This is a genomic window from Legionella tunisiensis (genome assembly GCF_000308315.1).
In the GTDB taxonomy this organism is placed as follows: Bacteria; Pseudomonadota; Gammaproteobacteria; order Legionellales; family Legionellaceae; genus Tatlockia; species Tatlockia tunisiensis.
The window spans coordinates 1-9,363 of sequence record NZ_CALJ01000143.1; the positions used below are offsets into that span (position 1 = coordinate 1).

A 9,363-nucleotide genomic window follows, 5' to 3' on the forward strand; every position below is an offset into this window, starting at 1 on the left:
AATCAATTGGCGGAAATCCAGGCGTTACTGTCCAATACCTGGATACGACAACCAATCTTTTTTGACCTGCGATTAAGCGAGCAGGAAAAGCAGTGCTTGTATTTATCCGCACAAGGTAAGGAGCTGAAAGAAATCGCAGCGTTTCTAAAGGTATCCATACGAAGAGTCACCCAGCATCGGCAATCTATTTTTCAAAAATTAGATTGTCGAAATATAACCAGTGCAATTATTGTTGGGCTGCGATTTGGGGTAATTAAAGCTGATAATTTATCGATAGAGGAATAGATTAGTTTGGTAAGTAAGGGTAGTGCGGTATCAAGGCTTGAATTTTGATTCTTGAATACAAAATTCAAGCCTTGAAAAACACAGTCTGAATTTAGGCTTAACCCAATAGAAGGCACTACTTACTTTAAATTGTTTATGATATTTATTTTCTGATCTGTATCCAGGGTGGTGTTTAGCGTAAAGTGTATGTCTTTAGCAATTGTGACAGTCTGGTAATGAAAAGACCATTGATTATCTATACAAGTGCCTATGACGGCTGTTTGAGCATCTGAGTATGTGGTATCAATCTTATCAAGCCTTAGTAAAATATCATTTTCATCGCCCCCTAAATCAGACAAAATATTTTTAACTTCTTCGTCTATAGCAAGGGGGTCTATGTCCCCCTCTTCTGTTACGCGATTGATATGGAAGCATGTGACACTCTCCCCTATTTGAATCGCTAGAAATGTACACCCACTTAACTTGTCAGTGATGAAAAATTGAGCATCATCATGTAGTTGTAATTTTATTGTTGCATTGGGTGCAGAAGTTAAGTAGTACGCGCTAAATTCCATATGCACATTGGTTAACCCAGTGTTGAGTAAACTGCTATTTTCACTGCATATATTCCTTTGAAGATCACCAAATAATCCTTGGCTGCTTATTAGTTTAAAGTTTTGAACGTCATTCTCATTGTTTTTACTGGGATCTAAGTAACCAATGATATTAACTGGATAGTGCATCATCGTTGCAAACAACTTTTCTTGAGGGATCATATATCACACACCACAAAGGGACATTTATAATCTAGAGTATAGCAAATGATGGGGTTACCCCTGGTCTGCCAACTATTGATGAAATATTAAATAATACGTCAATCAATAATTGTAAGTCTGCTACCAATCCGTAGTGGGTTTTAACGGTACGTTTTTATCCGATATGATCTCGCCTTCTCTGACAGAGGTGGAACCCAGGGTATTAACATAATTGAATATTCAATTTTCTCTCAGGATTATTTAAATTTCTGTGGGACATAAGGGACAAGTGGGGCATTTCATACCGAAATTTTATAACAAGTTTTAACAAATTTTAAAACGCTTGACATCATATGATTTTTTAAGAAATACGTTTTTCAAGCTTGAAGTATACAAGTTTCCGTAGCTAGGTCAGTGAAGCTTTGCAACGGCAATTATCCCGAAGCAATTCCTGCTCTTGCGAGGATTTGGCATTCTGTTTTAGGAAGTATTTGGGTACCAGATATTTCCATCGAACGTGTTGAGCAACGTTTCCATGAGCATTTGAACGATGCGTTATTGCCAATTACTTTTGTTGCGTTTGATGGAAGTAAGTTAGTAGGTAGTGTTTCTTTACGTGAAAATGATGGAATAAGACCACATTTAACGCCCTGGCTCGGGTCCCTTGTGGTCGATAAGGCCTATCAAAAATATGGTATTGGAAAAATGTTAATCGATACCACCAAGCAAAAAGCCATTGAATTAGATGTTAAAAAATTATATCTGTTTACTTTTGATCCAACGCTTCCTGCATACTATGGGCAACAGGGATTTAATAAAATAGGTATGGATGAATTTAGAGGACATCCTGTAACTGTGATGGAAACAATGTTGTGAGTTACTATCAATATTTAACTTGGATTGAAAGCAAGCTGATCAATTGACTCTCTTAATTATCATCTAAATCTAAAAATTGTAGAGTCAAGACTGTTTTTTAAATATTTATTTGTTTATCATTGTTTACGCGGAGTTCTTTTTTTACTCCCTTATTATCCTGTGGATAATTCTTTGGCTTTCTCGTCTATTTTTTAGAAAAAAAATCTCTTAATAATTAAGAAACCTTATTTTAAAAGGGGTTAATAAAATTCTTTTTTCATCATTGCTTTTTTATCTTATCCACAAAATCTGTGGATAAGAATGTGCATAGAGTGCTAAATCCTAATGAACTAATGCAGTTATCCAAGTGCTCAACAACTTAACACGATTTCCCCTAACTTATTTTTTTGTGCATGTTGAGGATAACCAGAAATTCATATCCCAGGAAATATGTTTTTGTTGTTAGTATTCCCATGGTGGTTTAGGAGTGGGGATCTGAGTTTTTTCTTGATCTTGTACTTGTTCTTCATTGTGTGTAGCAGACTGTGTTTTGTAGGCCATTTCTTTTAATTCTGGGTTTAAGATTTTTGGATTTACTCCGTGAAAATCAGTGCCGTCTAACTCTTTGATGTTCCGAGCAAAGCCGTAGGTTGGAAAAAAATAATTGAGTGCGGGTTCCAATGTCGGAGGTAAAAACTGTTCAGCAAGGATATGCCCATTGTGCGAATTGGCAAAATAAACAGACGTTGTTAGACAACGTTGAGTCTGAGGATTTATTTCAGCACCAAAGCCAGCTCTTGCTTTATCCATGTCGCCTGTGTGATAAGTACCTATGATTTGGCCTCGTTCATTTTTGACTAGTCCTATACCCAAACCCCAAGTTACTTGTTCTCTATCGACTTCGGAAACTCTTATCTTCTCAACCAATTTATCGTCTGAATAGGGAAAAAAGTCATTACTCATCGAATAAATGGGCTCGACAGGTCTGAAGGCATAATTCAATTTGTCATCATTGATCCACGCTGTTATGAATTTGGCATATTCTTCTGCTGTTGTTCTTAAACTATTGGCCGCAGTAGGTTTAGGTCCATAGCTGCTGTTTGGCATCTTTAAAGCCCGTGATCCAAATACATACTCTTGAGCTAATGTTTCCAGATCGGTACCAGTTAATTCTTCAATGGCTCCCTGCAAGCAATCTATACCAGGTCCTGAGTAAGCATAATGTTTGCCGGGTGGAAACTGGAATTTAAATGGCTCTCCATCCTTGATATGCAAACCCGTTCTGTGGGATAGCACCATTTCAGCGGTCAAGAGTTTTGCCTGATCTTTCTGGTTGGGTAGAAATCGCTTGAGGAAGGGGTTTTCATCATCTGGAATTATGTTTCCATCCTTGTCTCGAAACAGGGTATACAACGGTGTTTTAAATCAAATTCAGTCTTAAATTTTCCCAGGAACTCAGGATCTCTACTGGTTTTATTAATTTCTAGTAATTTGAGCACTAAATAAGCAAATACTGGTTTACTCAGCGAAGCGGCCTCAAAAACTGTTCCGGGCCTAACAGGTGTGGGGGAGGACGTTTCCGTACCAAGCGTTTCTCCTATTGGCATTGTAAAGATATGCCCGTGCTTATAAGTTGCAATGGCTGCCCCCGGAATATTGGTTGATCGCATTAAGTGGTGAGTCGAATCGCGGCTGAGTCCATTAACTTCATCGACTTCCTGAATTTGAATAGTATTGTCTGTTTCAAATTTTTCTGTAGACATTTTTTAGCGAGGGATGGAGTGTGTATTTATTATACTACAGTATCCATATGATTTGGGTATTTTATAGGTATAATTGCTGATATTTTTTAAATAATTACTTGATATTAAAAAGATATATGGCAAACTCCGATATTTTAAACGAGGATGTCTTACAATGAAAAAAATTTCTCTAGCGGCTTGCCTGATTATGTTGGTTCCAGTGGTTTCTTTTGCGAACATTAACTTTAAGAAAACCTATTGTGGCAATGAGGAGTATTTGGGAAATCCTGCGGCAAAGCGACCACATCTGCATTGCGGCAAGAGTTTTATGTCATATAAAAAAGCGAATGGTGAACATGCGATTATATCTGGGGTAGGTGATTGTAAACGAACAGATACTGTTTTTGATAATATAAAAGCGGATCCAGCTGTATTTGCAAATTATGATGCCATTTATAATGCGCTCGTAGCTTATCATCAAAGTGGTTGTCCAAATCAATAATTACGGATTAAAAATCAATGGGGTCAGATTCTATCTCCCCATTGATTGATTATTTAGAAAAGTGATTGCAGATTGGAACGGGCAGCATTTACAAGTTCATGGGTTTCTTGTGGGACAGGCATGCTAGCTTGGGGTTTAAATAGAGTATCACAGGCAATGCCGGCGCCAATGATACTCGGCAATGCAGTAGTGACTGCTAATGTAGATGATGTTGTCTCTACTGTTCCCAGAAAAGGTGCGATAAAGAGAGCAGGGTAATAAGCGCACAGTGTTAGTCCAATTCCATAGCCTATTACACCTGCAAATAAAGTGATAATTGCCACAGCAGCGACTTTTAAAACAATATTGAGAAAAGGATGTGATTCTTCTTCAAGAATAAGCTGAGTCTTATCAATAAATTCAGTCAGGGATTTTTCTTTATCCAATCCATTGATAATTGATTCCTCAAGCTCCTCTATTACAGTTTGCAATTTCTGCTGTTTGTCCTGCGATAAATTACTCATTCCTTCGGTATATTTTATTTTTGCCTCAGACCACAATGAATGCCGTTGTTTATTAGCTAACTGCTGTTGCTTTACCATGTCTTCAACTTGTTGACATAAATCCGAGTTCATATCGTGATTAGCTAAAACAATATGCTTGCTAATTCCTTGAATTGGCAATTGAGATAGTGTTTGCATCGCTGGGAATTTGCTAGTTGGGTATTGAACCATGCCAAGCATAATTAATGATGTATTAGGATTTTTTGGAGAAAAGCATTGATAGCTGATTGGATTTTTCTATTTCTATCGCTTGGTTTAAATCAATGCAGCAAAAACCTATTCTGCCCTCGTCATGCTCAGCAGTAATTATACAGCCTTGCAATTTGTGATGTTCTAAAATCCAAGCGTTTAATAGCTTGTTTTCAAGGTCTTGGAGCGCTATTTTTGTTAGGGTACCACTAGTAGCGCTTGGACGCTTAAAAAAGAAATTTGCTCTTTACCCATGTTGATTCCTGGTAAATTTTGCCTAGTGTATTGCAGTTACCTTAACGGAATCTTAATTCTCTATTCAATAATTATTTTGTACGAAAAAATGGCATTGCCGGTACATGGTTTTTAAGGCGCAAAGGAAGCACAATATGAACTAGGATTGCAATTATCCATACTCAATGGGTTTGCCTTGGGTAATTTCATAAATAACTGACTTCACCTTGAAACGTAGCTCGGCGCTTAAACTGTTTGCTAATGTCATATAAAGTGCATTATCCATTGAAAATACGCGGGAACTCACGCCACCAAATGTAGGTATTGTTTGAACGAGGGCAAATTGTCCTTCTTTCCATTGATATAAAGGAGATTGCAATGCGGGGGTTGGGTTATTTCGATTTCCCGTAATAAAATTAACTCGGAAAAGATAATGTTCGTCTCTTAGGGTGAAGTAACTAAAATGCCGTCCTCCTTTGCCTTGCAAAAGTTGATAGGGATTAAATTTTTTCCCATCCCACTGATAGAGCATCGAGTCCGTTTTAATATTGGCATAGGCGAGATAAAATTTATTATCTAGCATAAAAAATTCAAAGGCTCGGCCGCCATCACCTTTAAATTGTTGATATAGACTAAATTGTGTCCCATTCCATAGATAAAGGGATGACTGTTTCAACTGATCGGCAAAGGCCAGGAAGACTTTGTTATTCATGGAGAATGCTTTAAACGAATAACCCTTGAGCGATGGAATGGTTTGAAAAGGAATAAATTTTTACCATTCCATTCATAAATCATGGAATTAGTTGCTTGAGTATTATTTGCAGGCGCATTTCCTCCATTTGCAACCGCTAAAAAGTGACGTTGGCCAAGATTAAAATAGTACCATTGCTTCGCGCCGTAAGTTAAAAAGTCTTGTACAGGATAAAAATAACGTCCATCCCATTGATAGAGCATGGAATAAGTATGCAAATTAAAAGGAGGATGAGGACCTGAGTGAGCGCTGGCAATTGCTAAAAAAGAATTTTTACCAATGGAAAAAAAGTAGCCGATTCATTCCCATGCCCGGGAATGCGTTGATATTCGTGGAATTTACTACCTGCTTTCTTGAAAATTATCACATCAACATCGGCGTTACCTCCGTTCATATTAGCAGAGGTATTAGGGATATCTTCAGCGAACTGCGCTACGGCAATATAGTTTTCATTATCCAGAGTAAAGGGTGTTAATTCACGAGCACCAGTGGTCTCCAAGTATTGGATAGGAATTAAGAGTTGTGCTGAAAAAACTGGAAGGGAAAAATTAATCAGTAAAGCTGTCCATAAAAATTTGACTTTTCTCATAATATCCAAATTGATTATCATTGAATTTAAACAATTTCCTTTTACTGTACTTCAATTTTCTACTGACTGAAACTCAAAGAGCCTCTGCTTTGCCAGCCGGGTTACGTAATGTTCACCTAATAAACACGTAAACACACTGAATATGATTCAGGAATTGGACTAAGTGACACAAGGAAATCTACTCATCAGGCTATGAATTATCTAGAGTCACAGGCAAAACGAGCGGTAACACTATTGCGACTATGCAAGTCTAAACGCAAGCAAGTGATGACTATTTTTCAATACGCAAGGCGGGTACTATTATGCACACTATCTTAGTTATTCAGCCCAGTATTGAGGGGGTCTTATTTACCTGATAAATATAACCACCAGTCCAGGTTATGGGAACTCCACTGATAGTCACCACCGGTTCTACAGGAATGCCAATCAAATTTAATCCGGATGACGAATATAGAAAAGAATCGATGTAGGTTGAATCAGCGCATTTATTAAATAATAGTGGTAAGCCAGGGTATAACTGTTGCAACTGAGCATAACTGTTAGAACAGATAGATGTGATAGCATTGGCGACTGAAAGTGGATTGAAATTATTGGAAACACCCAGAAATGTTGAATTAAAGTAAATCGCTGCAATACCATAATAACTTTGGCTTCCAAAACCAGGTACGGAAGTTAACTGAGATACCGTTGAAAAATCGCTAAGTACATCAATATAATTTGCCAGGCAACCACTGTATAGAAAACTCCCTGTAATGGGGCCCTGATTGTAGCCAACAGGGTAGCAATCATTAGGATTGAGAGGTGGTTGTACAGCATTCATCGATAGCCGTGCCAGGTCTTGTCCTAATCCTAGAAAGCTAATACTGAAAATATCATACACTACACTATTGATGGTAAGCTTAATCACATTGGGATTAGACGGTGTATTGGCAACAAAGGCTACTTGTGCAGAAGCCCCACCGATTTCAATAATACCCTTAGTAAAGTAGGTACCAAGGGTATTGTTTAAATAATTGACGTCCAGCCATTGATAGAGTCCTTCTTGCTGTCCTGTGATGGTTTTGTTTCGCCCAAACCATAATTATTGCTAACTATCGTATTAGCAACTGATTGATAGATAGCCGCTTGCTCTGCTTCTGTCAGTGTTCTCATTCCCCCAGTTCCCAAAACGCTGGCAATGGCTTGAGGTGGTGTGATGTTATAAGTTTGCAAAACACTCGTTGCTTCTGTCAGCAGTGGCTGGAGAGAGTTTCCTGCAGCAGCAGGATTATTCGCAAAACTTGCTAAAGGAATGTTGTTATTATCCGTGAATAAAGTAACGATGAGAGGATTGGCGGGAGCAACCGTTTGATAGATAAACATCCGTGTACCACTGCTGCCAGCATCGAATACGACATTGTATCGTGCATTTGCGGGAGTAATTTTGGCGGGGGATACGCTATTTGCTGAAAATAAGCAGTAGCCATTTGCAAGGGGTGTGCAGCCCAATAAGGGAAAGTAGTTCGGTCTATTAACCTTAATGCCTACGGATGGGTAGGTACGATTGGGTACGGTGGTAGTAATATTTAAATTTAACGAGGAAACATTATAGTTTTGACAAGTCAAGGGGGCTTTCCCATTAAGGCATAGAGTAATGCTTATGGTTTCTGATGACAGGCCCGTTGACGATACGTTGAAAAAGGCTGCTGCAAAGGCGATTTGGCTTGTTAATAATAAAGTAAACAACACACTAAGCGTGGTTAAATGCCGTTTCATTCACTATCCTTCGATGAGTTAAACCGTCACAGAGCAAATCAACGCATTAGCATAGGTTGGACCTGTGCTAAGGTTATTGAGTAGTTGATTCGTCTGTTTTTTAAATTTGCCTTGTCCTAAATAAAAAAACGATAGCCACACTCTAGTGGTGCGTGACCAAAAACGTTGTTGATCTTTAATCCAAAACCTGCCATTGCAGAAAAGGCTGCCTGACTATGCCCAGAAAAAGCATGATCTGGAAGGGTGATGCCGTCGAGCGATTTCTCATGGAAACTGCTGGTCGTCAGAATATTTAATCCGATTCCGCTATCAAAAGTAATCCCATAGCTATTGGCAGGGTTATTAATAGATGCTTTTGCAGCAGCATAGATAGGGAGATGAGTAAGGCCATATTTATAAGCCAGATTTTCAAATAAATCTTCTTGGATAACCTGTCCTTTGACGTATGTTTTTGCTAAATAAAAGACATTCATGCCATAGGATAATTGAGCAGTTTCTTTTAGAGGATGATTAAAAAGGTACCCTAATCCTACCAATAGATTCCCATCATGGTGTTTACTCACTGTGAAGCGATCGCCAATCAAATCCTCAATTCCGATAAACTGTGTTTTACCTGAGTGACTCAGATAACCACCTAATTGCAGGACTTTTTGCCCCTGCATGAAATCAAAGGCATAGGATGATGGAGTAATTGCTAATAATATAGCCAGGGTTATACCTTTTGGTAGGTAGAGTTTACTGTCTAATGGAAGCATGATTTCTTCATTAAAAGAGATAAATATTAAACGGTATCCAATCAAAAATATAGATGGTTTTGATATGGATTGATCTTAAATTCCCTAATTTTTCCTTAATGTTCATACGGTAAAATATTTACCAATAATTGAAAGAAATGAAATAATTGTTATGTCTAACACTAAATCATGTGATCAAGGTAATAATAACGTCACAAGAATAGAGGCTGATCGTGTTTTTAAATCACCGAAAGTACGTGGTTTTGAGAGAAGCTATTCTGAGCAGGTAAAACAATGGAATGCATTTTACAGAGACACTGACTATGCAACCGCTTTTGTTACGGAAACAGGAGAACTTTCTTTACCTTATATTAGCGGAAGCTATCCAACTGACCGTCCGTAATAACTTCGTATAGCATACATTATACGAAGTTATACGAAAGTTAAAAAG

The 9,363-nt window shown here is 38.0% G+C and carries 14 protein-coding genes; 4 read left to right on the plus strand and 10 right to left on the minus strand.

Annotation, left to right across the window (positions count from 1 at the left end):
* The coding region (locus BN58_RS09225; RefSeq protein ID WP_019216566.1) for a response regulator transcription factor at window positions 1–285 on the plus strand (285 nt) is incomplete at its 5' end.
* 119 nt (window positions 286–404) lie between these two features.
* Here BN58_RS09225 and BN58_RS09230 read toward each other — a convergent pair.
* Window positions 405–1,040: a hypothetical protein gene (locus BN58_RS09230; RefSeq protein WP_019216567.1), complete on the minus strand. Its 636-nt coding sequence runs from the start codon at window positions 1,038–1,040 to the stop codon at window positions 405–407.
* A 393-nt stretch (window positions 1,041–1,433) separates the two neighbouring features.
* Here BN58_RS09230 and BN58_RS09235 point away from each other — a divergent pair, with 393 nt between their 5' ends.
* A complete protein-coding gene (locus tag BN58_RS09235) occupies window positions 1,434–1,895 on the plus strand; it encodes a GNAT family N-acetyltransferase (protein ID WP_019216568.1) in 462 nt (153 codons plus the stop codon).
* Window positions 1,896–2,336: 441 nt separating this feature from the next.
* On the opposite strand, the gene BN58_RS23725 is transcribed toward BN58_RS09235, so the two are convergent.
* Together BN58_RS23725 and BN58_RS35980 are read right to left on the minus strand one after the other, a co-directional pair.
* Window positions 2,337–3,287, minus strand: a complete 951-nt coding sequence (locus tag BN58_RS23725) for a serine hydrolase (protein WP_156812447.1) — start codon at window positions 3,285–3,287, stop codon at window positions 2,337–2,339.
* A complete protein-coding gene (locus tag BN58_RS35980) occupies window positions 3,251–3,637 on the minus strand; it encodes a serine hydrolase (RefSeq protein WP_040916363.1) in 387 nt (128 codons plus the stop codon). The genes BN58_RS23725 and BN58_RS35980 overlap by 37 nt, the downstream gene beginning before the upstream one ends.
* A 154-nt stretch (window positions 3,638–3,791) precedes the next feature.
* Between BN58_RS35980 and BN58_RS09245 the strand changes: the two genes are divergently transcribed.
* Window positions 3,792–4,118 (plus strand): hypothetical protein, encoded by a 327-nt coding sequence (locus BN58_RS09245; RefSeq protein WP_019216569.1) that lies wholly within the window; start codon window positions 3,792–3,794, stop codon window positions 4,116–4,118.
* A gap of 53 nt (window positions 4,119–4,171) precedes the next feature.
* Here the strand turns inward: BN58_RS09245 and BN58_RS09250 are convergent, their stop codons facing one another.
* The 7 genes from BN58_RS09250 to BN58_RS23740 all read right to left on the minus strand — a co-directional run bounded on the left by BN58_RS09250 (window position 4,172) and on the right by BN58_RS23740 (window position 8,933).
* Window positions 4,172–4,840: a hypothetical protein gene (locus BN58_RS09250; protein WP_156812448.1), complete on the minus strand. Its 669-nt coding sequence runs from the start codon at window positions 4,838–4,840 to the stop codon at window positions 4,172–4,174.
* Between the two features lie 415 nt (window positions 4,841–5,255).
* Entirely contained in the window at window positions 5,256–5,795 is a 540-nt protein-coding gene (locus tag BN58_RS09255; RefSeq protein WP_019216571.1) for a hypothetical protein, read from the minus strand.
* Window positions 5,792–6,052, minus strand: coding sequence for a hypothetical protein (locus BN58_RS09260; protein WP_156812449.1), 261 nt, complete (start codon window positions 6,050–6,052; stop codon window positions 5,792–5,794). The genes BN58_RS09255 and BN58_RS09260 overlap by 4 nt, the downstream gene beginning before the upstream one ends.
* A 41-nt stretch (window positions 6,053–6,093) precedes the next feature.
* Window positions 6,094–6,423 (minus strand): hypothetical protein, encoded by a 330-nt coding sequence (locus BN58_RS28365; RefSeq protein ID WP_232220485.1) that lies wholly within the window; start codon window positions 6,421–6,423, stop codon window positions 6,094–6,096.
* A gap of 322 nt (window positions 6,424–6,745) precedes the next feature.
* Window positions 6,746–7,480, minus strand: coding sequence for a hypothetical protein (locus BN58_RS09270; RefSeq protein WP_083852162.1), 735 nt, complete (start codon window positions 7,478–7,480; stop codon window positions 6,746–6,748).
* Window positions 7,429–8,178 carry an acetate and sugar kinases/Hsc70/actin family protein gene (locus BN58_RS35985; protein WP_019216575.1) on the minus strand — a complete coding sequence of 250 codons (750 nt, stop codon included), beginning with the start codon at window positions 8,176–8,178 and terminating at the stop codon, window positions 7,429–7,431. Before BN58_RS35985 ends, BN58_RS09270 begins: the two co-directional genes overlap by 52 nt.
* Window positions 8,179–8,294: 116 nt before the next feature.
* On the minus strand, window positions 8,295–8,933 hold the full coding sequence (locus BN58_RS23740) for a hypothetical protein (RefSeq protein ID WP_019216576.1): 639 nt from the start codon (window positions 8,931–8,933) through the stop codon (window positions 8,295–8,297).
* A gap of 151 nt (window positions 8,934–9,084) precedes the next feature.
* Here BN58_RS23740 and BN58_RS09285 point away from each other — a divergent pair, with 151 nt between their 5' ends.
* Entirely contained in the window at window positions 9,085–9,315 is a 231-nt protein-coding gene (locus BN58_RS09285; protein WP_019216577.1) for a hypothetical protein, read from the plus strand.
* The last annotated feature ends 48 nt before the right edge of the window (window positions 9,316–9,363 follow it).